Below are 24,886 nucleotides of genomic sequence, written 5' to 3'. Positions count from 1 at the left end.
GTTCACCCGTTCTCCACGGCTGCAGCCTTACTCAGGCATCCAAGAAATGCACCGGAAATGATTTCCTCCGAACTCCGGCACATGAGGTCAAGGGAGAAGCTCTGCGCGACCCGCTCACGCAAGGCTTGTCCCAGGCGCCGCCTGGAGGGTTCATCCTTCAGCAACGCCACTATCCGCTCTGCCATTGCGTCGCCATCACCTACCGGGGTGAGGTACGCCTCTCCCTCAGGGCCGACCGCCTCCCTGATGCCGGGGATGTCGGTGCCGACCACCCCCAAACCCGATGCCATCGCCTCCAGCACCCCGTTCGGGATCCCCTCGCTTTTGGAGGAGTAGGCGAAGAGATCGAGCGCCTGCAGCAGGCCGGGCACATCGTCGACAGCCCCAACGATCTTCACCAGTTCGGAAATCCCCAACGCGCCGGCAAGATTTTTCAGCCCCTGCTCGGTACCGTCGCACCGTCCGGCAAGCACCAGCACGGGAGGGTGCTCCCACCCGGCAGCAACGACCCTGCTCCAGGCCCTGATCAGGGTGTCGTGATCCTTGTAGACGCTGAGGTTGGCAACCATGCCGACGACCGGCACCTGCGAAGAGACGCCCCACTGCCGACGCCACGCATCCCTTCCAATCCGCGGCGCGGACATCGCCACGCCGTTTGGCACCACCTGCACCATTTCCTGGGGGATGCCGTAGGTGTCGATCAGGAAAGCCCGCCCCCCCTTCGAATTGGAAATGAAGCAGTCCGGCGCCTGAGCCGCGAGGCGAAACGGCGCGGAACCGTTCAGCAGCAACCCCTCGTCGGCCTGGTTCCAAACGAGGAGTTTCGTACCGAGCCACCTTTTCCCCCAGGCGCAGACAAGGTTGGGAACACGGGTATAGGAAAGAACGACATCGGGCCGGGTTCGGCGGACCGCCAGGAGCGCCCTCAGGAAGGAGGGAACGCGACGCCTCAATCCCCAATGAAAGGAGACGCCGCTCCATGGGATGCCGAGCTGATCGCACAGGGCGGAAAGCCTTCCGGGGGTCTCATTCAGCCCGACCACCCGAACGACGGCCCCGACGTTTTTTTGGAGGTGCACCGCCAACAAGAGACCGCGCCGCTCGGCGCCGCCAAGATCGAGACTTCCGAAGACGAAAACAACCCTCTTCCCACGCAGGGGTTCGTGCAAACCGGCCACTCTACTTCACCCGCCCTATCACATCCTGATAGTAGGCCAGCAACTGCTCGACTATCCTTTCCGGGGACAGCTCCATGGTGCGGCGTGCGGCCCGCTCTCCCATCTCCCGCAGTTCTTCCTCCGACAAGGAAAGCGCCTTCGTTACCACAGCGAGCAGGCTCCGCGGATCATCGGGAACGGCCAGCATCCCGCTCACGCCGTCATCTATCAACTGCTCGAAACTCGCGCCTTTTGTTCCGACCACCACCTTCTTGAAAGCCATGGCCTCGACACAGCAATTGGGAAAGTTGTCGATCCTCGAGGGCAGCAGGACGAGCTTCGCCCCTTCTATGACAGGATAAAGCTGCTCATGTTTCACCCGGTCGTGCCAGACGACCCTGTCGGCATGTTCTCCCGCTTTTTCGCGAACGTAGTCCATGATGGGCCGACCGTTGTAGCCCATGTCTTTACCCACGAACACAACCGCCAGTGCCGGATGCTTTTCCAGCAGTTCATGCACCATGTCGGCTATGGTCTTGACCCCCTTCGCGAGTCCCAGCGACCCGAAAAACAGGAGATAATCACCGGGCACTTCCGTGCGTATCGCGTTGTAGAGCCCGGCGTCGAATGAGCTGCACTCCTGAACGAACGGAGTCTCGATTATTTGGATGTCGAAGTCGTGATTGGTCTTCAGGTAATCGGCGATGACCCTGCTGGGACCATAGAGGGAATCGGCCCGCGCCAACCCCTCGATCTCGAGGTTCTGGTAGACGCGCTTCTTGCGGGACGGCGCCTCCTCGTAGGCGATGTCCCAAAGTTTCTGGTTCCCTGAAATTCTCACCACCGAGGGTATGTCCGCGCGCCGTGAGAGCACGGTGGCTCCCACGCTCGCGTACTGAACCACGTCGAAAGGGTTCTCCTTGTGCAGGCTCCTGATTTTATCGTTCAGTTGTCGGCTGACGATTTTCCAGTCGAGCCCGGGAAAGAACTGGAGGATCTTCATCAACCTTTTGCGGTAACACAGGGCCTTCACCCTGTTGACCTCAATGCCGTTATGACGAAGCCTCCCGTCGCATGACGATGCAACGATGACGACCGGCTCGTGACCTTTGTCCTTCAACGCGAGACAGATCCTGCTCAGGTAATTGGCGAGCCCCCCATCGTAGTTCTGCTCTTCCGTCACGTATTCTGTGGTGACAAAACCGATCCTCATGACGCTGTTCTTCCCCTGCGGATTGTCTCGACGAAATCGATGATCTGGGCATCTTCCGGCCACATCTGCCCTTCATGCCAGTTGAGGTTGCCGTCCCAGTGCCCGGGACAGGAATGGATGGCATGATCGGCGAAAGTGTAGCTGATTTCGCAAACCACCGGTTTTGAGTCCCTGTAGAGGAAGTCGTATGCCATGCACGAGAAGCCTGCGCCCCTTGAAGTCTCGAACGCTATCTTCACCATCTCGAGATCGATGCCGGCCGGATCGTAATCTATGTTCCCGCTGCCGGACGCCCTGAAATCGTTGGGCCGGTTATATCTTCTGAACCCGAAAGCCCTGTCGCCTATGACGGTGATCCGTGTGTCGTAATCGTTGCCGGGAAGAAACTCCTGGAACAGTGCGTACCCCTTTTCAGGCTTCCACCATTCCGCGTCCAGCCGGGGGTACTGGTTCAGCATCATATAACCGAAGGTGTCGGTGAAGCGATGGAGAGCGTTCTTCGCCTCGCGGCGGCTGGCAGGAATGATCCGGGGACGGAACTCGTTCATGGTCATGGGGAAGATCCCCCTCTTGAACATCCTGTCTATGAAAGGCTCGGCCTCGGCACAAGAATCCACCTTGGCCACGCTCGAGGCTCCGGCACCTACCGAAAGCTTGAAGACGACGGGATACTTGGCTTGGCTCCTGGCCCATTCCGACGCCTCTTCGTGGCTCCAGAAGACCCACTGCTCCGGTAGCGGCACATCCAGCGCTTGCAGGAGGTATTTCTGCGCAACCTTTTCATCGAAGTGCCATGCGGTTCCGTTATCAGGGAAGACGGGCAGCTTGAGATACTGCTCGATCACGTACAGGATCATCTTCGCCGATTGCTTGTCCTGCGCCCGGTGCGCCCAGCGCCACATGACGCCGTCGCATCCTTTGACCTGATCAAGTGCGTCCTGTCGAAGCAAATCCAGGATCTTCACCTCCACGTCCAGAGTCTTCAAAAACGGTATCCATTTGTCGGAAAAGCTGGTCCCCCAGACATGATCCGGATGTATCCCTATCAACATTCCCATCTCCTTAGCTTCCTTGCAGGAGCTATAACTCAATGTGTCCTTGCCACCCTCTCGCAGGGACCGCCCTTCGTCCGAATTCGGCCGCGACTTCCATCGGCTGGTACAGCCTCTGCCGTGCCGCCACCCGGCAGGACGCCGCATCCCGTGGGACCAACGGGAATCGGAAATCCCCGAAAGCCTCCCGCACCAGCGGGATCTTCCTGAAGTCCAACCCCATCAGGTAACTGTGAACGAGGTCGGCGTAGGCGGACGACGCGGCCAGGGTGCAGATACCCAGTTCCAACGGGTCCGGCGCCAGAGGCCCTTCCCCCTGACCGCCGATGATCCCGTCCGCAATGGAATAGATGTGCCTTTGCTTTTCATCGGACATGGTGCCATCCGGCCTGCCGTAAAGCGCGATCCTGTTCAGGTCGAGCGCCATCCGCCAGACCGTGTCATTGCCGTACCAGCCCCCCTCGATCTCGGTATCGCCGAACCGGGAGCGCACCTTTATAAGCGACTCGAACCCTTTCATCCATCTCGAACAAGCCTGCGTCCCGATGTTTCTATTCGCCTCGTCCAGGCAGTATTCCGCAACCCTTTTCAGGGGGGAGAGCTGACGGTAGCAGTCTCCTCCCTCGACCCGGCTTCCGACACGGTGATGGGGCAGATATTCCTTGTTCCCGTTGATGCCCACCAGATTTTTCAGTGCCGCGGTCAGCCCCGCTTTCTTGTGCGTTTTCACTTTCGGGAGATTGATGATGACGTCGCTTTCAAAGGGTTCTTTACACAGCAGGTACTGGTGTCTCCCTTTGTGATGACGCTTGGCGAGGATGTCAGGGTCGTAGCAGGTTATCCGGAAAGCAACGTTCTTCTTGCTTACCGGTTCCAGAAGACTGTCCCCTTTGAGGTCAAACAGAAGAAACCTCTCCTCAGGACGCGCGTCGGTCACCTGCCCGGCTGCCAGCCCGCCTTCTTTCAGGACGGTCCTTCTGAAGTCGACGATTTCGTACGGGCAGGTGGCTATTTTTTCGACCTCTTTTCGCCAGCTCTCCGTGACGATGTTATCGAACACGCAACCCTGCACCGGCGCATCCCCTATGACCACTTTCTTAGGAGAGCAGCTGAACACCTCTTTCAGCACCGCAAGGACGAAGTTGGGATGCGTAACGAGGCAGTCGTTCCCTTTGCCACTGAAATTCTGGTGAAGCACCCAGTTCGGCTTCAGGAGAACCGAACTCCCGGGTTTTACGATGCCGGCTAGAGGCAGGTCAGGTGCTGCGTTTCCAAGACAAACCTCATGCGACACTTGCCGCAATAGTTCCTGTATCCCATCCAGGTCGCGATAGTCTAATTTTTTCCCTGTCATCGAGGCGAGGCCGACGATGGACTCATCGAGGTGCATTTCCTGCGATCTCCTTTCGGACCCTTCCCTGCGGTCCGCAGTATCAGAAGCCAGGCTACCAGAATCGCGGGTAGATCAAGGCCCGAGTCAACATGCCGCCGGTTCTGCGCAACGGCTTGTAAAGAAAGCAACCGCCGTGCGCCGCGAACCAATAGGAAATCAATGAAGCGGCCGCCGCACCGATTCCGCCGTACTTCGGCACCCACCAAAAGTTCAAGGCGATGTTCGCCGCAGCCCCCAGAAACGTCATCACGAGGAGGACCCTGGTCCAGTTCATCGCCATAAGGAAAGTGTTCCTGGCTACTGCAAGATTGGCAAAGACATCACTCCAGATGAGGAGCACCAGCATAGGCGCGGCGCTTGCGTATGCCTCACCATAGAAGAGGTAAACGACAATGCTCGCTAAGAACGTGGTTGGAATGGCAATCGCGTACCCAAGGAACGCAAGGAGGTTGTAAAGCTTCTGCAGACGGTTGTAAAACTCCTTCTCGTCCACTTCCCTCGCCCGCACGATATTGGGAAAGACCGACGACACGATCGCTGTCGGGATGAAGAACCAAATTTCAGCGATCTTCACGGCTGAGGCGTAGATGCCGAGCTCATGCGAGGTCGCCATCTGCCCAAGCATGATCTGGTCGATACGCAGATACACCATGAAAATTACGCTCGACAAGACGAGGGGCCAGCAGTCGCGAAGTAACCTTCGTGCGAGGGTCCAGCTCGTCCTGAGGTGGCTGATCATCTGCCCGTTGCTGCGATATACGTAGCAAAGGCCGATGGCCGCGAGGCCGAATTCCAGTGAATTGGCTGCCGCAAAAGCAACTACAGGCGCCTTGATAACTACAAGCACCACCCGTACGATGGACGCGATGAGAAATGCGGTGTTTTTTGCATAAACGACGAACTTCGACAAGACCTTGGACTGAAACCACAGGTCAATGGTGTCGAAAGAGCCGAAAATCATGGCCCATCCCATGACGGCGACAAGGATCTGGGACAAACGGTCATCGGGGCGCAGCAATAAGGTGGTGGCGACGGTCAGGATGTATGCGGAGAAACTTGCCAGCAGGCGCAGGGTGAGAACGGTACCGAGGATCTCCCGTTCGCTCTCGGGCTCTCTCACTATTTCCCGGACGACGATGGAGTCGAGCCCGAGCACTGCTATCGCCGAGAACACCGCTATCATGGACGCGGCATAGCTCAGCAGGCCGTACTGGGTCGGCCCCAGGTAGCGGGCGATCCAGATTCCGACGAAGAGCCCGACGCCCATTCTGAGCAGTCGGTCGCCGAAAAGCCACCCTGTGTTAGTGAGCACCTTCTGTAGTTCGTGCCGGCCTTCCACCTTTTTTCTTAGGAAAGCGGGAAGGTAGGCAACCCATGCCTGATTCATAATTTAACCACCTGGTGAATCCGATCAGGCTCGACGCCGATGCGCAGCAGTTCCTCACGCAAGACTTCGCCACGCTTCATTGATGTGATGACAATGCTGTGATTACCTGACAGAAGACCGATAGCCGGAGAGACTACCGTGTTCCCGAAGAACTTGCCTCCTGCCCCCTCGGCGTCCATTGCCACCGTCAGCTCAAGCCCCGCTTCTTTTAGGGAAAGATAGGCGATCTCGGCAACCTCATCGATGCCGCAGAAGGCAACCTTTTTTACCCCTTGCGCGGAGAGCGACTTGAAAAGCTTCAGGTAGTCCTGGCGGGCAACGGTGTAGAGGCCGGAGAAGTAGCTCAGGTGCTGGTAGGCGAGCCGGCTTTTTTCGGCGAAACCTTTGGGGGTGAGGAGATATGCGTAGCGGTTCTTCGGGAAGTTGGCGACCCGGACGAACCCCTTCGCAACCAGGTTCTTCAGGTAGGAGTTGACCAGCCCCAGAGCGATGCCGAGTCGTTTTGCCAGCTCGCGCTGCGAGAGTTGCTGTTCCCCGGAGATCTCCGAAAGGAGGAGGAAAGAGCGATAAGTATCTAAAACCTTTTCATCATCACCGTTCATAGACTGAACAGTAGTATAAATATGACAACATTTCAACTTTTTTACACATGACGCTGCGCTTCCAATCGAAAACGTCACTTCAGGATTTTAAACGTCATTTCGAGATCGGAAACGTCACTTCAGGATTTGAAACGTCACTTCAGGATCTGAAACGTCACTTCAGGATCTGAAACGTCACTTCAGGATCTGAAACGTCACTTCGAGATCTGAAACGCCACTTCGAGATCTGAAACGTCACTTCGAGATCTGAAACGTCACTTCGAGATCTGAAACGCTACTTCGAGATCTGAAACGCCACTTCGAGATCTGAAACGTCACTTCGAGACCTGAAGTGTCACTTCCGATCTCGAAGTGGAACTGGTTAGCTATTTCCCGCGACCTGCCGGTAAATCTGCGCGAGTTCCCTTCCTCGCGCCTGCCAGGAGTGCATGCTGACCGCCCGTTCGCGGCCTTCTGCTCCGACTTCCTCACGCAGTTCGCAGTCCCCAGCCAGCCGCCCGATAGCTCCGGCGAGGTCCGCAGCGTCACCGAACTTGGCGTACAGCGCGGCGTCTCCTAAAATCTCACGGTTGACGGGCGTATCGAAGACAACGGTGGGGAGCCCGCAGGCAATGTAATTGAATAGCTTGCCGTTAGCCTCAGTGAGGGAAACTTTCGGGGAGACGGCCAGATCGCCGGCACTTAGGTAAAGTGGCGCCTCGTCGTAAGGAATTCTGCCTGTGAAGGTGATGATGTCGGCGATGCCCATCTCCTCGGCCTTTTCGCGATACGCGGTGTCGGGAAAGCCCATGATGAGATAGTGGATCCTCGCCCCCTGCCCCTTCAGATATGCGGCCGCCTCCAGCAGCAGGTCCAGCCCCTGGTAACTGTTCATAAGACCAAGATAGGCGACAACGGGACGCTTCTCCGGGAGCCCGAGTCGGGCACGGATTGCTTCTTTGGGTTGCGGCGCGAACACCTCGGTATCAACGCCGTCGATCAGCGCCCGAACCCGTTCCTTAGGCACGCCGTCTTTCAGGAGCAGCTCTACCGTCGGGCTTGCGCTGGTCACGATGAAGTCGGAACTTCGATTGATCCAGTGCTCGAGGGTGGCAAAAAAGCGCTGCAGGATGGAGCCGGGTTTTACGAAGCCGTGATCGGTGATTTCCGCGGTGAGGCTTCCCTGACAGTCGAAAAGCATGGGGATGCGGAGCAGCATCTTAAGGAAGGCCCCGAAGAAAGCGCCTTCGTGAAGGTGGGCATGGATTACGTGCGGCTTGAAAGCGCGTGCGACCTTCCATGCCTTGAGCAGCAGTTGCACGTCAAGGAAGGGCTTAACCCAGGAGGGGCCGGCTTCGAGCTTTTTATACCAGGAGAATCCGGAGATGCGTTCGGTCGGGATGCCGGGAACGTCGCGCCCGATGTGGTAGGTTACCAGGCGCAGTTCGACGCCGCACGCCATGGCGGCGCGGGCCTCTTCGAGGATACGTACGTGGCAGCCGCGATCCGCGAAGAAGGGGGTCGGCGCCAGCACCAGTACGCGCAGCGGCTCGCTAGCCAAAGTTGAGCTTTTCCTTGATGTTGTAAATCGGCTTGCGCTGCGCCTCGTAATACGTGCGGGCGTTCAGCTCGGCCAGAAGTCCCAGAACGATGAACTGCACCCCCATGAAGAGCAAGAAGGCGGTGAGGATGAGGAGCGGGTTCCTGTTCATGCTCGTGTGCTCGAAGAACTTCATGTACAGCGTGGCCGCGCCGCTCAGCATACCGGCGACGATGGTGTAGATCCCCCAGCGGCCGAAGAGTTGGATCGGCTTAGTGGAGTAGCTCAGCAGGAACTTCACCGTCATCAGGTCGAGGATGACTTTCATGGTGCGGGAGATGCCGTACTTGCTCTGGCCGTGCAGACGCTCGTGATGCCGCACGGGCATCTCGGTGACGCGCGCCCCGACCTGGTGCGCGAGCGCCGGTACGAAGCGGTGCATCTCACCGTAGAGGTTCACGTCCTCGAGGACGTCGCGACGGTAGGCCTTCAAGGTGCAGCCATAGTCATGCAGGTGGACCCCGGTCATCTTAGAGATAATGGAGTTCGCAAGTATGGAGGGGAGCTTGCGGTTCACGAAGGTGTCCTTGCGGTCCTTGCGCCAGCCGGAAACCACGTCGAACCCTTCGTCGATGCGGTTCAAAAGCAGCGGTATGTCGAGCGGATCGTTCTGCATGTCGCCGTCCATCGGGACCACTACCCTCCCGAGTGCCGAGTCGAAACCTGCCGACATGGCGGCGGTCTGGCCGAAGTTGCGGCGCAGACGGATCACCTTGACCCGGTCGTCCTTGGAAGCGAGGCGCTTGAGCGCGGAGTAGGAATTGTCCGAGGAACCGTCATCGACCAGGATGAGTTCATACTCGAGCCCGGTGTCGATCAGCGCCTCGCTGATGCGATCGTGCAGGACCGGGATGTTGTCTTCCTCGTTGAATATCGGCACCACTATGCTCAGATCCACTATCTTCTCCTAAAAGCAAAAGAGACGTTCAACGTTCAACGTTCTACGTTCAACGTTCGATTGAAATTGTCTATTTCCCAGCAAGTTAAGTCCTGGCGGCAGCAAGCTGCCGTTTTGGTGACGAAGCAGCGCCATATCTGTCGGCTCCGCGAGTCACTCCGGCGAACGTTGAACGCTGAACGTTGAACGTTTTATGTCGTTGAGGCGTTGGATTTCAACTTCCCAGTGCGTCTGCTGTCCGCCTCGGTAGCGCGGGGATATCAGGCCGCGCAGAACTCCCGCGCCGTAAACCAGGTGCAGCGTCGGATAGACGAGCAAAAGTCGCGGGAAAAGCGCGGCAGCGCGCCCATCGATGGCTCCCTGGATCGAGGCGGCCAAGATTACTAACAGGTACCCCAGAAGCGGCAGCGCGAAAAACGCCGACTGCAGAAAGGGAACCAGCAACGCGTAGATCAGGAACAGCGAAGGTGCCAGCGAAACCGGCTTCATCTTGCCGGCAATCAGCGTCTGCTCGCCGCGCCCCCGCCCGTAGCCGTACATCTGCTTCACATAGGCCCGGTAGGTGGGACGTTGACTGCGAACTACGGCCAGCTCAGGATCGTGGACAAGCAGATGCCCCTCCTGCTGCAGCCGATCCATGAGCTCGTTTTCCTCGTTCGGGTAGAGCCTCTCGTCGAGCCCTTCATGCGCCAGAAAGATCGCGCGCCGAAAGCTCAGGTTGCAAAGGATCAGCTCGCTGTCGCTCGTGAAACGCGCACTCCCCGACTTGCGGTAGCGGTTCCTCACCCCCCCACCGCCGACCTTCGAAGCGAAGGCGATGCCGATGGCGCGCTGAAGTGCGTTGTCGCCGGCCGGCGTAAGGGACGGCCCGCCCACCGCGGCAACCCTTTCGTCCTGATAGTGCTGCGCTACCCGCTCCAGGAAATCCGGTGCGACCTGTGAATCGTCATCGAGGAAGTAGAGAATCTCCCCACGCGCTTCCCGTGCCGCCATGTTGCGCTGCACGCTCGGCTGACGCCCGTAGGCGACCAGCACCTCCAAAAGCTCCTCGGGGTAGGTCGCGCGGGCAATCCCGGAAAGGGCGCGCACCTCTCCTCCCGGCTTCACCGGTATGACTACGGAAATTCGCGGCAACATCATGGGACCGGTGCGCAGACAGGGGAAGCGGCTGGACCTGAATGGAGTGACTGGAGATGGGAACTGCTACTGCTCAACGGCCTTCACCCGGTCGTAACGCAAAGTCCTGTGGCAGCCCACGGAGCAACCACCGCCCGTGGGGGTCGCCTCATAGCGAATCGGAATGTCCCAGTTGCCGAACCCGACAGCCTTCGGGTAGATCAGACGGTCCTGCACCTCGGCATGCGGGTTGTGACACATCCGGCAGGAGCGCCCCTTGCTCGCCTTCTTCACGTGCACCGCGTGCAGATTGCGGCTGCCGTTTCTGAACTTGGTCGACACTTCGGTCGTGTCGAGAGAGGCAAGCTGAGGGTCGTGGCAACGGAAACAGATGGGGAAAGCATCGTTGTCGAACGGCTTGTACAGCACCGTCGGGTAATCCTCTTTCAAAAGCTTCCTGTATGGACCACCGTGGATGATGTGACAGTTGACGCACTCACCGTTTCTTACCGGCTGGTGTACCGATTTCCCCGTGAAGGCGCTGCGGTCGTGGCACATGAAGCAGAGCTCCGACCCCGGCTTGCGCAAGAGGGATTTTCCTTCGGACTGGTGGGCGTCGTGGCAGGCGAGGCAATCGCCCTCCGCCACCGGCTGGTGCGTGAAGGTACCGGTGAAATGATCCTTCGGATGACAACGGAAGCACAGCGTCGGGGACGGGTCCTTCAACAACGACTTGTAGTCGGCGCTGTGCGCCATGTGGCAGGAGGTGCACTCGCCCTTTCCGACCGGCTTGTGCAGAAAAGGTTTCTGCACGATATAGCCGTGGCAGGTGGCGCAGAGGTTTTCCTTGGGGACTTTGAACCCCATGCTGTCCTTGCCGAGCGGGTGGTTGTCGTTGAACTGCTTGTGACAGTCCAGACATTTGCCGGCAGCGACCGGTTTATGGGGGACCGGCCCGCGGATCAGGTCCTTGTGGCAGATGCTGCACTTGAACGGCTCTGCGCCGGCGCCACCCGGAAGCAGGGTGACACCGGCGCAGAACAGAAACAGCGCAGCGAAAAAGAAGTATGCCGCAAAGGATTGTCGCATCGGGCGGTTTACCTTCCCAGAATAACTACCTGCCGTAGCTGTGCAGACCGGACAGGAAGAGGTTGACCCCGAGGTAACAGAAGATGGTCGCAGCGAAGCCGATCACCGAAAGGATGGCGGCCCTGCGGCCGACCCAGCCGCGGGTAATGCGGGCATGCAGGAACGCGGCGTACACGAACCAGACGATGAGAGACCAGGTCTCTTTCGGGTCCCAGCTCCAGTAGGTGCCCCAGGCGTAGTTGGCCCAGGCGGCGCCGGTGATGATGCCGAGGGAGAGCAGCGGGAAGCCGATCATGATCGCTTTGTAGTTCAGGTCGTCAAGCACCCTGATGGACGGGAACATGGAGAGAAGACCGCCAGCCTGGGCGTTGCCCCCACCCTGCTCCATCTTCTCGCGGATCAGGTACATGATCGAGATGCCGCAGGCTACCGCGAAGGCGGCGTAGCCCAAGAAGCAGGTGATGACGTGGTACATGAGCCAGTTACTCTGCAGCGCAGGGACGAGCGGCTCGATGCCGCTGTCGAGGCCGAGCTGGGCCCATGCCATACCGAAGAGCGCGAACGGTATGACGAAGAAGCCGATGGCGCGGTACTTGTACTTGAAGTCGATGATCAAGAAAATCAGGACGATGGTCCAGGAGAAGAAGACCACCGACTCGAACAGGTTGGACAGCGGCGCATGGCCGTGCCCCTGGTCATAAGACTCCTTCCAGCGCAGGCCGATGGCGGCCGTCTGGACCAGGAAGCCGAACAGTGCGGCATAGGTGCCGCCAAGCCCCACGGCCTTGCTGCGCGAGGCGAGGAAAGCGAAGAATATGCAGGTCGAGACCATATAAAGAACCATGGTCACATTGAAAAGCATGGAACTGGACATCGATATTACCCTCCGGTCATTCAGTTAGATCGGCGATGGGGCAAGCCCCAGTTATGGTTTTTATCCTCTAAGCCTTGTTGACTTTCTCAACAAGGTCATCGAAACAGATCTCAAAGCCTGCCGGGTTCTTGCTGGCGGAACCGCCGAGGGTAACCCCGGAATCGGTCACGCGGGCCCACACACGCTTGTGGGACATGAAGAACGCCATGCAGATGCCGACCACCATCAGGAAGCAGCCAGCCCAAACGACCCAGACGCCGGGATCGTGGGCAACCTGCAGACCGGTGTAGAACTTCTGGTCCATGCCGTTGAAGGTGATCAGGAGGTCCCCGCCATGCTGCGCGTTGAAGGACTCGTATTTATCCGAGAGGATGACGAACGGCTGCGGGTTGCCGCCGGCCGGGGTGAACTCGACCTGGGCACCCGGGCCGTCGAAGCCCTTCAGGAAGGGACGCACGTCCATGGTGGCTTCCATTACGGAAAGGAACGAGCCGCCGGGAAGGGCGACGCGCTCGCCCTGACGGGCGGTCAGTTGGACGGGTGCGCCCCCCTTGCGGTCGCGGACGGTGAGGTGATACAGCGCACCCTCGTCGGACTGACCGTAGCTGGACTGGTAGAAGGTGGTCCCCTTGTAGGTAAGCGGGTCGTTAACGATGATCGGGCGGCTGGTGAGCCCCGGGACCGGCTTGCCGTTATCGACAACGGTCAGGATGCTCTTGAATTCCTTGGGCGCGCCGGTGTCGTAGAAGGTGACGGAGAACTTCTCGCAGCGTACCTCGTAGCCCAGGTTGATCATCTTGCCGCCTTGGGTCTGCACCTGGGAGATGGCGCCACCCTCGGGGATGCTTACGTATCCTTTGTAACCGAAGAAGGAGCCGATCAGCGCCCCGACGAAGATGACGATGATGGAGAGGTGCACCACGTAGACGCCGAGACGGCACCAGGGGCTCTTCTGCGCGAACAGGTGATAGGCACCGTTCTTTTCGGTGATCACCGGAGCAGCGAACTCGGCGCTCAGGAAGGAAGCCATGCGCTCCTTCAGCTCTTCCTTGGTCCCCTTGAGCTTCAGGTCCTTGACGTTGGGAAGGGACTTCTCGAAGTTCTCGTCCATCTCGAGCACCGGCTCGGAGACGACCTTCCAGACGCGCGGCAGCCTCTTGATCGAGCAGCAGATCAGGTTGAGCGTGAGGAGGTACAGCAGCAGGATGAACCACCAGGAGTGGTACATGTCGAAGAAGCCAAGGGAGCTGTAGAGCCTGAACTTCGTCTCACTCAGCGTTGCGAGATATTCACGGGGCGGCTGTCCCTGGGGAATGATGGTACCGATGATGGATACCAAAGCCAGCCCGATAAGCAGAAAAATCGAAAGTCTCAAGGAACAGAAAAAATCCCAAACCTCTTGTGCAAATCCGCGTTTGTTCGTAGTCAAGGCCGTCTCCCGATAGGTTATGTACAGCTGTCATAGCAGGGAACGTATTATAGACAAATTGGCAATAAGCGCAAAAGAAAAATTGATGAATACAGTAGCGAACATAAAAAAGGGGTAACAGGCGAACCTGTTACCCCTAGACTGCATTTTTTATCCCTAAAGGGAGCTTACTTCTTGTGGCAATCGCCACACTTGGTCGGGCCGCCTTTGGCTGCGTGGCACTCTTTGCAAGCCTTGCCGTGAGCAGCTTCCTTGTTGATGGCGATCTTGGCGGGTGCGCCGTCACCATGACAGACTTTGCACTCGTTCTTGCCCTGGTGAGCCTTGTGGTTGAAGGTCACGTTGCCGTTTTTGGCCGGGTACACGACGCTGTCTGCAGCCATTGCGGAAACTGCGAAGACGAGAGTCAGAGCTACTGCAGCAAAAATCTTCTTCATGAGTTTTCCCTCCGTATATTTTGGGATGTAAACGCGCCGAAGGTATACAACCACGGCTTAGTTGTCAAGCAAAATCAGCCGGAAAGCGGCATCAGTTCTGCCTTGCCGCCTGCAATGCCTGATCCTTCTCTTCCACCTCTTCGGCCATCCTGGCCTTGAAAGCGACGAATTTCGTGCGCATCTCCGGGTTGGACAGGGAGAGCATCTGCACCGCGAGAAGCCCGGCATTTTTGGCGCCCGCCTTGCCGATCGCCATGGTGGCTACCGGCATGCCGCCCGGCATCTGCACCATGGCGTAGAGCGCATCGAGGCCGTTCAACGCCCCGCCTCCGAGGGGGACGGCGATGACCGGAAGCGGCGTCTCGGCGGCGACCACGCCGGCCAGGTGCGCAGCCATCCCCGCGGCGGCGATGATCACTTGGATGCCGCGCCCCTCCGCCTCGCGGGTGAGCTTGGAGGTCTTGGCGGGGGAGCGGTGCGCCGAGGAAACGTGCATCTCGTACGGGACGCCGAACTGGGTAAGAACCCTGGCCGTCTCCTCCATGGTGGTCAGGTCGGAGTCGCTTCCCATCAGAATCAAAACGGTCGGATTGGACATGTGTATATCTCCTGAAACGTCTGTTTTATGGTTTAACGGTTCATCGCCTTGGCACCGATGTCTTTCCTGTTGTGCATGCCGGGCCAGGAGATGAGTTTCACGCCGCTGTAGGCGCGGTCGATAGCTTCCTTGACGGTGTTGCCGAGGGCGGTGACGCCCAGAACACGGCCGCCGTTGGTGACGACGGCATCGCCGCTCATTTTGGTCCCGGCGTGGAATACGACGAGATCTTCCACCTTGCCGGCCGCGTCGAGCCCCTCGATCTTGTCCCCCTTCCTGTAGTCGGCGGGGTACCCTTCGGCGGCGAGCACGACGCAAACCGCAGCCTTGTCGTGCCACTCGACCTCAACCCCTTCAAGGCTGCCGGAGGCAACCGCCACGAGGATAGGAACGATATCGGACTTCATGCGCATCAAAAGGGGCTGGCACTCCGGGTCGCCGAAACGCGCGTTGAACTCGAGGGTCTTCACCGAATCGCCGTCGATCATGAGCCCGGCGTAGAGCACACCCTGGTACCTGCGCCCTTCGGCCTTCATACCGTCCACGGTGCGGCGCATCACTTCCGCCATCGCCTTCTCGTGGATGGGGGGGGTGACCACCGGTGCCGGGGAATAGGCGCCCATGCCGCCGGTGTTGGGTCCTTTGTCGCCGTCGAAGACAGCCTTGTGGTCCTGGGCGCTCGCAAGCGGGATGATGCGTTCGCCGTCGGTGAAGGCGAGGAAGGACGCCTCCTCCCCTTTCAGGAACTCCTCGATGACGACGCGGGAGCCCGCGGCACCAAAGGCGTTGCCGGAGAGCATGTCGGTGACGGCAGCCACCGCCTCGTCGCGGGTCTGGGCGATGATGACACCCTTGCCCGCCGCGAGGCCGTCGGCCTTGATGACGATGGGAATGCCGGTATTGTCGATGAACTCGATCGCCGCGGGAATCTCGGTGAAGACGCCGTATGCCGCGGTCGGGACGTTGTACTTCTGCATCAGGTCCTTCGAGAACGCCTTGGATGCCTCGATGATGGCGGCGTTCTTGCGCGCGCCGAAGGCCTTCATGCCGTTCTCCTCGAAGAGGTCGACGAGCCCAAGCGAAAGCGGGAGTTCCGGTCCGACCACGGTCAGCTCGACCCCTTCTTTTTTGGCGAAGTCGAGCAGCCCCTGGAGGTTGTCGACGGCGATGTCGACGTTCTCGGCGAGCGTCGCGGTCCCCGGGTTACCCGGAGCGCAGAACACCTTCTCCACGAGCGGAGACTGTGCGATCTTCCAGACCAGCGCGTGCTCACGCCCGCCGCTGCCTACTACCAATACCTTCATAAATAATCTCCCTCAGATCTCCTCCCCCTGGAGGGGGGAGGGCGGGAGGGGGGATGCCGTCGTCCCCCTCCCTAACCCTCCCCCTCCGGGGGCGGGGATGGTCCCAAAAATGACAATGGACAAAGACCACGCGAAGTCGTCAATTGTCCATTGTCAATCGTCAATTGATTAGTGCCTGAAGTGCCTCATGCCGGTGAAGACCATGGCGATGTTGTGCTCGTCTGCGGCGGCAATGACCTCGGCGTCGCGCATGGAGCCCCCCGGCTGGATCACGGCGGTGACGCCCACGCTTGCCGCGTTGTCGAGACCATCACGGAACGGGAAGAATGCGTCGGACGCCATGACCGCGCCCTGGACCGGAATCCCTGCGTGCTCGGCCTTGATGGCGGCGATGCGTGCGGAGTTGACGCGGCTCATCTGCCCTGCGCCCACGCCGACGGTTGCGTTGCTGCGGCCGTAGACGATGGCGTTGGATTTTACGAACTTGGCGACGCGCCAGGTGAAGAGGAGGTCTTCCATCTCCTGGTCGGTCGGTGCGCGCTTGGTCACCACCTTGAGCTCGTTGAAGAGTTCGAGGTCGGCGTCCTGCACCAGCATCCCGCCGTTCACGCGTTTGAAGTCATAACGCGCGGCGGGCTGCTCCGGCCAGAAACCGCATTCCATGAGGCGGACGTTCTTCTTGGCGGCGACGATCTCGCTCGCGGCCTCGGTGACCTTCGGCGCGATGATCACCTCGACGAACTGGCGCTCCACGATGGCGCGCGCGGTGGTTTCGTCGAGCTCGCGGTTGAATGCGATGATGCCGCCGAAGGCGGACTCGGGGTCGGTCTTGTAGGCAAGATCGTAGGCTTCCATGATGCTGCCGGCAACGGCGACGCCACAGGGGTTCGCGTGCTTCACGATGACGCAGGCGGGCTGGTCGAACTGCTTCACGCACTCGAGCGCCGCATCGGTGTCGCCGATGTTGTTGTAGGAGAGTTCCTTGCCTTGGATCTGGCGCGCGGTGGAGATGGAGGCTTCCTTCGCCCCCTTCTCGACGTAGAAGGCGCCGGACTGGTGCGGGTTCTCGCCGTAGCGCATCCCCTGGGCCAGCTTGTACTGCATGGTGAGGGTGTCCGGGTACTTGGCGACCCCTTCGCCGGTGCGTGCACCGAGCCAGTTGGAGATGGCGCCGTCGTATGCCGCGGTGTGCTGGTACACCTTCACCGCTAGGCGGAAGTTGGTCTCGCGGGAGACGCTGCCGCCGGTAGCCTTCATCTCGTCAAGAACGGTCGCGTAGTCGGCGTGGTCGACGATGACGGTGACGTCGCGGTTGTTCTTCGCGGCGGAGCGGAGCATGGTCGGGCCGCCGATATCGATGTTCTCGATGGCGTCTTCCATGGTGCAGTCTTCCTTGGCGACGGTCGCCTCGAACGGGTAGAGGTTCACCACCACCATGTCGATCGGCTCGATGCCGTGCTCCTGCATCTTGGCGACGTGCGCCGGGTTCTCGCGCATGCCGAGGATGCCGCCGTGGACCTTCGGGTGCAGCGTCTTGACCCTGCCGTCCAGCATCTCGGGGAAACCGGTGAACTCGGAGACGTCCTTCACGGGGATGCCCGCCTCACGTAAAAGCTTCGCGGTCCCGCCGGTGGAGAGGATCTCCACGCCGTAACCTGCCAATGCCCGGGAAAATTCCACCAATCCAGTCTTCTCCGACACGCTTACCAGCGCGCGCCCAATCTTTGCCATTGCTCGCTCCTTTTTTGCAGCCTTGATGTTGATTTCAACTGTTTGAAAGCATTACCACAGAGGACGCCGAGGTCCGCTGAGGACACAGAGGATAAAAAGAAGGTGAAACGTTAAAGCCTTGAGCCTTTCCTCCGGGACCTCTGTGAACCTCCGAGTCCTTCGTGGTCAGGCTTTTGGTTGTTTGGGGAAGTCTATATTCGCAAGGAAGTGCTTTTCGAAGAGCGGTGTGCCGGAAAGGGGGATGACGCGGACCTTTTGCGCGAGGTCCTCCATCCGGTCGATGCCGTCCGCGGCGAGCAGAACCCGCTCCACTCCGGCCAGCGCACCTTCCCTGACAAATCCGGTGATTCTTACCATCTTTTCGTTGAAAATTCCAACCTTTTTTAGCACATCCGGCGCGAGCACCGCCCCGAATGAGCCGGTCAATACCACCCTGGAAACCTCGTCCGGGGAAAGCCCCGCCTTCCCCAAAAGGATCTCCATCCCGCCGCGCATCGCCCCCTTGGCAAGCTGCAGCGCGCGGATGTCTTCCTGATCCAGGTAGACCACGGTTTTCGCGTCGCGATGCAGGATAAAAGCGGGGACGCCGTTCACCTCCTGCACGCGGTTCGCGAGGTTGGAATCGATCTCCGCGGCGGGGAGCAGACGGCCGGTGGCGTCGACGATGCCGTGCTCCAGGAGCGCCGCGACAGTGTCGAGAACGCCGGTGCCGCAGATGCCGCGCGGCGGCGCGCCTGGGATGGCGGTGATGACGACCCGGTCCCCGTCGATGCGCACGCCGCTCACCGCTCCGGGTAGCGCAGCCATGCCGCACTTCAGGTTCCCCCCTTCGAAGGCGGGGCCTGCGGCGGCCGAGGTGGCGAGGTAGCGCTCGCCGTCGAAAAGCGCGATCTCGGCGTTGGTGCCGACGTCAAGGAAGAGCGTCCCGGCAGCGGGAGCCTCAGGCATACCGAAGAGGAAGGCAAGGAGGTCCCCGCCGACGAAGCCGCCGGGGAGCGGCAGCAGGTAGGCAGGACAGTCGCGGCTCCAGCCGAGCTCGAGGGTCGAGACGGATTTCCCGGCCGAGAAAAGGGGACGAAACGGGGGATGGGCGAGCGACTCGACCGGCAGCGCCAGCGCGATGGTTTCCATCGAAGGGTTCCCGGCGATGGCGACGCAGGCGAGATCTTCAGCCCCGGCGCCGACTTGCGCCAGGAGTTCCGCGGTCATGCGCTCCATCTCGCGGGCCAGCGCCACCTGCATGACGCGTAGCGTTTCGGGATTTTCTCCGGCGGTGAGGCGGGCGAGGACGTCGGCGCCCCAGGGGCGTTGCGGGTTAAGGGCGCCGGTGGCGGCGAGGCGTGTTCCGGTTGCCGGGTCGAGGAGCGACGCAGCGATGGTGGTGGTGCCGAGGTCGAAAGCGGCGACGAGCCCCCTAGAAGAAGACAAGGGTACTCTCCGCAGCGGGAACGACCTCGCCGATCGTTGCGGCGAAGAGGCCGGAAGCCTCGGCACGGGAGAGGAACTCGCGGGCGTCTGCCGGTGCCAGGGAGATGAGGAGGCCGCCCGAGGTCTGCGGATCGAAGAGCGGCAGAAGTGAATCGCCGGTGGCGCCGGTAACGTGTCCCTCATAGTGCTGACGGTTACGGTAGCACCCGGCGGGGACCATGCCGTCGTCGATGAGCGCGGGGACTCCGGCCATGACCGGTACCGCGGCGAGTTCGATCCGGAAGGAAACACCGGCGCCGAGTGCCATCTCGCAGGCGTGCCCGATGAAGCCGAAACCGGTCACGTCGGTCGCCGCGGTGGCGTTGCAGGCGAGCATCAACTCGCACGCCTTCGCGTTCAGGGTGGTCATCCAGGAGATCGCCTCGGCCTCGAGGGCGGCGTCGATCATCTCAGCCTTGATCGCTGTGGAAACGATACCGGTCCCAAGCGGTTTGGTAAGCACAAGGAGGTCGCCGGGGCGCGCGGTGCAGTTACGGACAATGCGGGAGGGATCGATGAGACCGGTGACGGCGAGGCCGAATTTCATCTCGTCGTCCTCCACGGTGTGGCCGCCGACGAGGCACGCCCCGGACTCCTTGAGCGCATCGGCGCCGCCGGCGAGAACCGCGGCGAGGACCGAGGTCGGGAGCGAGCAGGCCGGGAAAAAGGCGAGGTTCATCGCGGTCACCGGTTTCCCACCCATGGCGTAGACGTCGGAAAGGGCGTTGGCCGCGGCGATGCGGCCGAAGGTGAACGGGTCGTCCACAAGCGGCGTGATGATGTCGGTCGTCTCCACCAGGGCGAGGCTCTCGCCGATGCGGTAGATCCCGGCATCCTCGGCCCCCTCGACCCCCACGATGAGGTTCGGGTCGTCCGAGCGGGTTATGTCGCGGATGGCATCTTCCAGGCCCGCCGGGCCCAGTTTGGCAGCTCAACCCGCCGCCTGCACCATCGCTGTGAGACGTACCTTGTCAGTCATAAAAGCCTCTGAATTTCATAAATTCAAACGATCTATTTTTTCACTTCTTTCGTTAGCCGATATAGACCCTGCGCACCCTTCGTGTCGCTATGCCGCACATGATCTCATAGGGTATCGTGCCGGCCTTTTCGGCGAGCTCCTCGGCGCTGATGCGGTCCCCCATCGGGTCGGGTCCCAAAAGGGTCACCTCGTCGCCGACCTGGATCCCCTCGATGTTGGTTACGTCGAGCATGATCCAGTCCATGCATACGGTGCCGGAGACCCGGGCGCGCTGCCCGCGGATGAGCGCCTCTCCCTTGTTGGTGAGGCTGCGGCAGTAGCCGTCGGCGTAACCGACCGGAACGCTGGCGATGAGGGCCCGCTCCTTGGCCACGAAGCGCCTGCCGTAACTTATGCTGGTCCCGGGTTCAACCCACTTGAGCATCGCCACCCGGCTTTTCAGCCGCATCACCTGGACAAATTGTTCCTGGTCCGCGAAGTCCGAAGAGGGGGCGGCGCCGTACAGGATGATGCCGGGGCGCACGAGGTTGCAGAAGGGAAGATCTGCGGCGAGGATGGCGGCGCTGTTCGCGGTATGGATATAGCGGGGCTCGTAACCCTGGCGCCGCGCCTCGGTCACCGCTGCGTTGAAACGCTCGGCCTGGCGTTTGGTGAATGCGATGCCGTCCGGGTCGAGCTCGTCGGCGCTCGCGAAGTGGGAGAAGATCCCCTCAAGCTCGAGGTTCTTGAACTGCTTCAGCTGTTCGAGGAATTCCGGCACCTTGTCCCAGGTGACCCCGAGGCGCCCCATGCCGGTATCGACCTTCAGGTGGATCTTCGCCTTGCGGTAACACTTGATCTCGACCGCCGCCTGGTCGAGCGCGGCCGCCTGCTCTAGGGAATAGAGCGCGGTGGAGATGTTGAGGCCGATGCAGCGGCGCTCCTCACCCGGATAGATGCCGCCAAGGATCAGCACCGGGCGGTAGATGCCGCTCATGCGCAGTTGCACGCCTTCCGCGAGAAAGGCCACCGCGAAGGCGTCCACCCCGAGCTTCTCCAGCTCCTCGGAGACGTACTGGAAACCGTGGCCGTAGGCATCCGCCTTCACCACGGCAAGGATGCCGCACCCCTCGGGCACTCGCTTCTGGACCAGGCCGAAGTTGTGCCGAAGCGCGGCAAGATCTATCTCAACTACCGTCGGACGACTGTCCATATTTTTTCCTGCATAGGATTATCTGAATAAAATCAGGCCGGGAGCACCCGGCCAGTGATTTTTCTACCACTTTAGCCATTCAGTGTAAAGGTAAAAACCCGAAAGCGATTGACTTTGCAAGAGGATTCCATTATGTTTACGCGCAGCAAAAAGGCCAGCTAGGGGAGTTCGCGAGAACTGAGACAGGGCGACCTGAACCCTTTGAACCTGATCCGGGTAGCACCGGCGTAGGGAAGCGGCGCGCACTCCGACCTTTCGATTCATGGAGCCGTGACCTTCCGTCGCGGCTTTTCTATTTTGTCCTTCAAAGCCTCAACGCAAAGACGCAAAGGCGCAGAGACGCCAAGAGAGGCTTCAAGAGACAAACCTTCTTGTTTTATCTTTGCGTCTTCGCGACTCCGCGTCTTTGCGTTACAGCTTTTGAGGTGACTCGTGTTGAAACTCGTGGTGGACCATAGTGGCAGGGAACGGCGTGTAGCGGGACTTTACCTGATTACGGACCAGGGCGATCGCCTGCTGCCGCGCGTACGCGAAGCGCTCTCCTCGGGGGGCGTCGCCATACTGCAGTACCGGGACAAGCTGCGCAGCTACGACGAGCGCCTTGAGCTTGGGCACGACCTGAAGCGGCTGTGCGCCGAGTTCCAGGTGAAGTTCATCGTGAACGATGACCTGAAGCTTGCGCTCGAACTGGACGCGGACGGCGTCCACCTCGGGCAGGAGGACGGCGATTTCGCCGCGGCGAGAGAAGCGCTCGGCTCGAAGAAGCTCATCGGCATCTCCACCCACTCCATTGAAGAGGCGCTGGCCGCACAGGAAGCCGGCGCCGACTACATCGGCTTCGGCTCGCTCTATCCCACCGAAACCAAGGACGTCGAGTACATCCAGGGCCCGGAGGCGCTCGTCCTCGTGCGCGAGAAGGTGAAGCTCCCCATCGTCGCCATCGGCGGCATCAACCGGGACAACGCCTGCGCGGTAATCGACGCCGGTGCCGATTCCATCGCGGTCATCTCCTCAGTCCTCTCCGCGCGCTCTCCAGGGCTCGCGGCGACGGAACTCTCGCTTTTGTTCAACCGCCGCATGCTGCACCCGCGCGGCGCGGTGCTCACCATCGCCGGCAGCGACTCCGGCGGCGGAGCGGGTATCCAGGCCGACCTCAAGACCGTCACGCTCCTCGGGAGCTACGGCGCCTCCGCCATCACGGCCCTCACCGCCCAGAACACCCGCGGCGTTACCGGGATCCACCCGTCCCCTCCCGCGTTCCTCGCCGACCAGATCGACGCCGTGCTCTCGGACATCCCGATCGACGTGGTGAAGATCGGCATGCTCTGTTCGCCTGAAAACGCGGAAATCGTCGCCGACAAGCTGACCGCCTACGAGATGCGGATGGTGGTGCTCGATCCGGTGATGACCGCGAAAGGCGGTGTGTCCCTCATCGAGGACGAGGCCCTTTCGGTGCTTAAAAAGCGCCTCGTACCGCTCAGCTACCTGGTCACACCGAACATCCCGGAAGCCGAGGCGCTCACCGGCCTCACCATCACCGATACCGCCGGGATGGAGCTCGCGGCGCGGGCGCTGCACCTCATGGGGGCGAAACACGTCCTCATCAAGGGTGGGCACCTTACCGAGGGGGTCGTCACCGACATCCTCTTCGACGGGCACAACTTCAACCGCTACAGCGCCCCGCGCGTCCTCACCCGGAATACCCACGGCACCGGCTGCACGCTCGCCTCGGCGATCGCGACCTATCTCGCCCAGGGAGAGCCCCTTCCCGGCGCGGTATTGCGGGCGAAGCTTTTCGTCACCCGCGCCATCAAGTACGCCCAGCAACTCGGCCGCGGGCACGGGCCGGTGAACCACTTCCTCGCGGCACGGGACCAGGTGGAATAGCCGAAGCCGCGGGTCCATCCTCCCTCTCCCCCCGGGAGAGGGGCGGGGTGAGGGCGTAGCAACTACCGTCCGGTTCACTTCGTGGCGTCGCCCTCACCCGGCCTTCGGCCACCCCCTCCCGAAGGGCGAGGGGATACGAACTTTAACTGCCTGACAAGAGCCATTCAATAAAGGAGCAACCATGACGCAGCTCGAATACGCCCGTAAGGGGATCATCACCGACAAGATGAAAACGGCCGCCCTCGCTGAAGGGGTCGACGCCGAATTCATCCGCGCCGGGATCGCCGCGGGGAACATCATCATCTGCCATAACAACAAGCACGCAAACGGCACCCCGCTCGCCGTAGGCCGCGGCCTTAGGACCAAGGTAAACGCCAACATCGGCAGCTCCGCCGACGACCTCGATTTCGAGAAGGAACTGGAAAAGGTGCGCGTGGCGGTGGCAAGCGGCGCCGACGCCATCATGGACCTCTCCACCGGCGGCCCGGTCGACGAGATCCGCCGCGCCGTAATCGCCGAAACATCCGCCTGCATCGGCACCGTGCCGCTGTACCAGGCGGCGCTCGACGCGGTCAGAAAGCACAAGAAGGCGATCGTCGAGATGACCGTGGAAGACATATTCCAGGGTGTCATCAAGCACGCCGAGGACGGCGTCGACTTCATCACCGTGCACTGCGGCGTCACCCGCGCCACCGTCGAGCGCATGCGCCGCGAAGGGCGCATCATGGACGTCGTCTCCCGTGGCGGCGCCTTCACCATCGAGTGGATGGCGCACAACAACAAGGAGAACCCGCTCTTCGAGCACTTCGATCGCCTGCTCGAGATCACCAAGGCCTACGACATGACCCTGTCGCTTGGCGACGGTTTCCGTCCCGGCTGCCTTGCCGACGCCACCGACCGCGCCCAGATCCACGAACTGATCCTCCTGGGTGAGCTCACCCAGCGCGCCCAGGATTTTGGGGTACAGGTGATGATCGAGGGACCGGGGCACATGCCGCTGAACCAGATCGAGGCGAACATCCAGCTGCAAAAAAGGCTCTGCCACGGCGCCCCCTTCTACGTGCTCGGGCCGCTGGTCACCGATATCGCCCCCGGCTACGACCACATCACCTCCGCGATCGGCGGGACCATCGCCGCCGCCGCTGGCGCCGACTTCCTCTGCTACGTGACCCCGGCCGAGCACCTGAAGCTCCCGAGCGTCGAGGACGTGCGCGAAGGGGTCATGGCATCGCGCATCGCGGCGCACGCGGCCGACATCGTGAAGGGTGTGAAGGGCGCCATGGAGAAGGACAACGAGATGGCGCGCTGCCGCAAAAAGCTCGACTGGGAGGGGCAGTTCGCCCTCGCCATCGACCCGGTGAAGGCGCGCCGCCTGCGCGAGGAGTCCGGCGTCGCAGACCACGGCGCCTGCACCATGTGCGGCGAGTTCTGCGCCTACAAGGTGATGGACGACGCCACCGAGCGCGAGAAGGCCAACGCCGCAGCGGCCTGCTAGACATTTA

General features: G+C 60.8%; 21 protein-coding genes and 1 riboswitch. Of the genes, 2 read left to right on the top strand and 19 right to left on the bottom strand.

Annotated features, from left to right (window positions below):
- Positions 1–2: 2 nt before the first annotated feature.
- The 19 genes from E4633_RS07005 to alr form a co-directional block, all read right to left on the bottom strand.
- The gene (locus E4633_RS07005; protein WP_246037942.1) at positions 3–1,169 is read right to left on the bottom strand and encodes a glycosyltransferase; all 1,167 of its coding nucleotides are present in this window, start codon (positions 1,167–1,169) and stop codon (positions 3–5) included.
- A gap of 10 nt (positions 1,170–1,179) precedes the next feature.
- Complete coding sequence (locus tag E4633_RS07000) at positions 1,180–2,370, bottom strand: glycosyltransferase family 4 protein (protein WP_135869493.1); 1,191 nt, start codon at positions 2,368–2,370, stop codon at positions 1,180–1,182.
- Positions 2,367–3,422, bottom strand: a complete 1,056-nt coding sequence (locus E4633_RS06995; protein ID WP_135869492.1) for an ATP-grasp domain-containing protein — start codon at positions 3,420–3,422, stop codon at positions 2,367–2,369. Before E4633_RS06995 ends, E4633_RS07000 begins: the two co-directional genes overlap by 4 nt.
- Before the next feature lie 28 nt (positions 3,423–3,450).
- Positions 3,451–4,812, bottom strand: coding sequence for a DUF362 domain-containing protein (locus tag E4633_RS06990; protein WP_135869491.1), 1,362 nt, complete (start codon positions 4,810–4,812; stop codon positions 3,451–3,453).
- Positions 4,813–4,867: 55 nt separating this feature from the next.
- Positions 4,868–6,202, bottom strand: coding sequence for a flippase (locus E4633_RS06985; protein WP_135869490.1), 1,335 nt, complete (start codon positions 6,200–6,202; stop codon positions 4,868–4,870).
- Positions 6,199–6,804, bottom strand: coding sequence for a winged helix-turn-helix transcriptional regulator (locus E4633_RS06980; RefSeq protein WP_135869489.1), 606 nt, complete (start codon positions 6,802–6,804; stop codon positions 6,199–6,201). Before E4633_RS06980 ends, E4633_RS06985 begins: the two co-directional genes overlap by 4 nt.
- A gap of 361 nt (positions 6,805–7,165) precedes the next feature.
- Entirely contained in the window at positions 7,166–8,344 is a 1,179-nt protein-coding gene (locus E4633_RS06975) for a glycosyltransferase family 4 protein (protein ID WP_135869488.1), read from the bottom strand.
- Entirely contained in the window at positions 8,337–9,281 is a 945-nt protein-coding gene (locus E4633_RS06970) for a glycosyltransferase family 2 protein (RefSeq protein WP_135869487.1), read from the bottom strand. Before E4633_RS06970 ends, E4633_RS06975 begins: the two co-directional genes overlap by 8 nt.
- Positions 9,282–9,434: 153 nt before the next feature.
- Entirely contained in the window at positions 9,435–10,418 is a 984-nt protein-coding gene (locus E4633_RS06965) for a glycosyltransferase (RefSeq protein WP_135869486.1), read from the bottom strand.
- A gap of 66 nt (positions 10,419–10,484) precedes the next feature.
- Entirely contained in the window at positions 10,485–11,486 is a 1,002-nt protein-coding gene (locus E4633_RS06960; protein WP_135869485.1) for a cytochrome c3 family protein, read from the bottom strand.
- Between the two features lie 25 nt (positions 11,487–11,511).
- Positions 11,512–12,360 carry a c-type cytochrome biogenesis protein CcsB gene (gene ccsB, locus E4633_RS06955; protein ID WP_135869484.1) on the bottom strand — a complete coding sequence of 283 codons (849 nt, stop codon included), beginning with the start codon at positions 12,358–12,360 and terminating at the stop codon, positions 11,512–11,514.
- A gap of 67 nt (positions 12,361–12,427) precedes the next feature.
- Positions 12,428–13,789 (bottom strand): cytochrome c biogenesis protein ResB, encoded by a 1,362-nt coding sequence (gene resB, locus E4633_RS06950; RefSeq protein WP_135869483.1) that lies wholly within the window; start codon positions 13,787–13,789, stop codon positions 12,428–12,430.
- A gap of 167 nt (positions 13,790–13,956) precedes the next feature.
- Entirely contained in the window at positions 13,957–14,226 is a 270-nt protein-coding gene (locus E4633_RS06945) for a cytochrome c3 family protein (RefSeq protein WP_135869482.1), read from the bottom strand.
- Between the two features lie 91 nt (positions 14,227–14,317).
- Entirely contained in the window at positions 14,318–14,824 is a 507-nt protein-coding gene (gene purE, locus E4633_RS06940) for a 5-(carboxyamino)imidazole ribonucleotide mutase (RefSeq protein WP_135869481.1), read from the bottom strand.
- Positions 14,825–14,856: 32 nt separating this feature from the next.
- Positions 14,857–16,128, bottom strand: a complete 1,272-nt coding sequence (gene purD / locus E4633_RS06935; RefSeq protein WP_135869480.1) for a phosphoribosylamine--glycine ligase — start codon at positions 16,126–16,128, stop codon at positions 14,857–14,859.
- A 168-nt stretch (positions 16,129–16,296) separates the two neighbouring features.
- Positions 16,297–17,859 (bottom strand): bifunctional phosphoribosylaminoimidazolecarboxamide formyltransferase/IMP cyclohydrolase, encoded by a 1,563-nt coding sequence (gene purH / locus E4633_RS06930; RefSeq protein ID WP_135869479.1) that lies wholly within the window; start codon positions 17,857–17,859, stop codon positions 16,297–16,299.
- Positions 17,860–18,024: 165 nt separating this feature from the next.
- Positions 18,025–19,287: an ASKHA domain-containing protein gene (locus E4633_RS06925; protein WP_135869478.1), complete on the bottom strand. Its 1,263-nt coding sequence runs from the start codon at positions 19,285–19,287 to the stop codon at positions 18,025–18,027.
- Positions 19,274–20,305, bottom strand: a complete 1,032-nt coding sequence (selD, locus tag E4633_RS06920) for a selenide, water dikinase SelD (protein WP_135869477.1) — start codon at positions 20,303–20,305, stop codon at positions 19,274–19,276. Before selD ends, E4633_RS06925 begins: the two co-directional genes overlap by 14 nt.
- A gap of 52 nt (positions 20,306–20,357) precedes the next feature.
- Positions 20,358–21,497, bottom strand: a complete 1,140-nt coding sequence (gene alr / locus E4633_RS06915; RefSeq protein WP_135869476.1) for an alanine racemase — start codon at positions 21,495–21,497, stop codon at positions 20,358–20,360.
- 150 nt (positions 21,498–21,647) lie between these two features.
- A riboswitch (TPP riboswitch) is annotated at positions 21,648–21,748 on the top strand.
- A gap of 181 nt (positions 21,749–21,929) precedes the next feature.
- Between alr and thiD the strand changes: the two genes are divergently transcribed.
- A complete protein-coding gene (gene thiD / locus E4633_RS06910; RefSeq protein WP_135869475.1) occupies positions 21,930–23,384 on the top strand; it encodes a bifunctional hydroxymethylpyrimidine kinase/phosphomethylpyrimidine kinase in 1,455 nt (484 codons plus the stop codon).
- 181 nt (positions 23,385–23,565) lie between these two features.
- Positions 23,566–24,879, top strand: a complete 1,314-nt coding sequence (thiC, locus tag E4633_RS06905) for a phosphomethylpyrimidine synthase ThiC (RefSeq protein ID WP_135869474.1) — start codon at positions 23,566–23,568, stop codon at positions 24,877–24,879.
- Positions 24,880–24,886 lie beyond the last annotated feature (7 nt).

The organism is Geomonas terrae, from assembly GCF_004791675.1.
Taxonomy (GTDB): Bacteria; Desulfobacterota; Desulfuromonadia; order Geobacterales; family Geobacteraceae; genus Geomonas; species Geomonas edaphica.
This window is presented reverse-complemented; position numbering and strand designations above follow the sequence as displayed.

Excerpts from the sequence above, each read along its gene's own strand:
- E4633_RS07000 (WP_135869493.1), bottom strand. The coding sequence starts at position 2,370 with ATGAGGATCGGTTTTGTCACCACAGAATACGTGACGGAAGAGCAGAAC.
- E4633_RS06995 (WP_135869492.1), bottom strand. The coding sequence starts at position 3,422 with ATGTTGATAGGGATACATCCGGATCATGTCTGGGGGACCAGCTTTTCC.
- E4633_RS06990 (WP_135869491.1), bottom strand. The coding sequence starts at position 4,812 with ATGCACCTCGATGAGTCCATCGTCGGCCTCGCCTCGATGACAGGGAAA.
- E4633_RS06985 (WP_135869490.1), bottom strand. The coding sequence starts at position 6,202 with ATGAATCAGGCATGGGTTGCCTACCTTCCCGCTTTCCTAAGAAAAAAG.
- E4633_RS06980 (WP_135869489.1), bottom strand. The coding sequence starts at position 6,804 with ATGAACGGTGATGATGAAAAGGTTTTAGATACTTATCGCTCTTTCCTC.
- E4633_RS06965 (WP_135869486.1), bottom strand. The coding sequence starts at position 10,418 with ATGTTGCCGCGAATTTCCGTAGTCATACCGGTGAAGCCGGGAGGAGAG.
- E4633_RS06960 (WP_135869485.1), bottom strand. The coding sequence starts at position 11,486 with ATGCGACAATCCTTTGCGGCATACTTCTTTTTCGCTGCGCTGTTTCTG.
- ccsB (WP_135869484.1), bottom strand. The coding sequence starts at position 12,360 with ATGTCCAGTTCCATGCTTTTCAATGTGACCATGGTTCTTTATATGGTC.
- E4633_RS06945 (WP_135869482.1), bottom strand. The coding sequence starts at position 14,226 with ATGAAGAAGATTTTTGCTGCAGTAGCTCTGACTCTCGTCTTCGCAGTT.
- purE (WP_135869481.1), bottom strand. The coding sequence starts at position 14,824 with ATGTCCAATCCGACCGTTTTGATTCTGATGGGAAGCGACTCCGACCTG.
- purD (WP_135869480.1), bottom strand. The coding sequence starts at position 16,128 with ATGAAGGTATTGGTAGTAGGCAGCGGCGGGCGTGAGCACGCGCTGGTC.
- purH (WP_135869479.1), bottom strand. The coding sequence starts at position 17,859 with ATGGCAAAGATTGGGCGCGCGCTGGTAAGCGTGTCGGAGAAGACTGGA.
- alr (WP_135869476.1), bottom strand. The coding sequence starts at position 21,497 with ATGGACAGTCGTCCGACGGTAGTTGAGATAGATCTTGCCGCGCTTCGG.
- thiC (WP_135869474.1), top strand. The coding sequence starts at position 23,566 with ATGACGCAGCTCGAATACGCCCGTAAGGGGATCATCACCGACAAGATG.